Annotated in this window: 2 protein-coding genes; both read left to right on the top strand. The window is 40.3% G+C overall.

The window, feature by feature from the left end; genetic code table 11:
* Nucleotides 1–561: GH32 C-terminal domain-containing protein (locus tag QZ359_RS00290; protein ID WP_293947429.1), on the top strand; the 561-nt coding region annotated here is incomplete at its 5' end.
* On the top strand, nt 542–1,042 hold a 501-nt coding region (locus QZ359_RS00285), incomplete at its 3' end, for a LacI family DNA-binding transcriptional regulator (protein WP_293947427.1). The genes QZ359_RS00290 and QZ359_RS00285, both read left to right, overlap by 20 nt.

Here is a 1,042-nt window from a genome sequence, read left to right as displayed (position 1 = left end):
GCCTTAACTGTTAGCTGGTTAGGTCTACCAGATGTCGCTTATCCATCTGATCGTTATGACCACCAAGGAGCTTTCTCTTTGGTCAAAGAGCTAAGTATTAAGGACGGTAAACTTTATCAATATCCAGTTGAAGCTGTAAAAGAGCTTCGCTCCACTTCATCCGAGTTTACAAACAAGGAAACAACCAATAATTGCTACGAGTTAGAATTAGACTTTGAAGCTAATAGCAAAAGTGAGATTGTTCTCCTAGCAGATAAAGAAGGAAAAGGTCTTTCTATTACTTTCGATATTGCAAATGGTCAAGTCATTGTCGATCGTAGCCAAGCTGGTGAACAATATGCCCAAGAGTTTGGGACTACTCGTACTTGCCCGATCGAAAACCAAGCTACAACTGCTACTATTTTCATCGATCATTCTATTTTTGAAATTTTTATCAACAAAGGAGAAAAAGTATTCTCTGGTCGCGTCTTCCCGCATGCTAATCAAACTGGTATTTTGATTAAATCTGGAACACCTACTGGAACATACTACGAACTAGACTATGGTCGCAAAGCTCACTGATGTCGCCAAATTAGCTGGCGTCAGCCCTACGACAGTTTCACGAGTCATCAATAAAAAGGGCTATTTATCTGAAAAAACTATCTCAAAAGTCAAAGAGGCCATGAGGGAGTTGGGCTACAAGCCTAATACAATCGCTCGGAGCCTACAAGGAAAATCAGCCAAATTAATCGGCTTAATCTTCCCAAAAATCAGCCATGTCTTCTATGCAGAATTAATCGATAAACTGGAAGAAGAACTGTTCAAACATGGGTATAAAACCATTATTTGTAATAGCGAGCATGATTCTGAAAAAGAACGTGAATACATTGAAATGCTAGAAGCCAATCAAGTAGATGGTATTATTTCTGGTAGTCATAATCTGGGAATTGAAGATTATAACCGAGTTACAGCTCCTATCATCGCTTTTGACCGAAACCTATCACCTGAGATCCCTGTCGTCTCCTCAGATAACTACGCCGGTGGCGTCCTTGCTGCGGAAACC

The sequence above is a fragment of the Streptococcus sp. genome (genome assembly GCF_019414905.1).
Classification (GTDB): domain Bacteria; phylum Bacillota; class Bacilli; order Lactobacillales; family Streptococcaceae; genus Streptococcus.
Note: the sequence above shows the minus strand (reverse complement) of the source record. Positions and strands in the feature narration are given on the sequence as shown.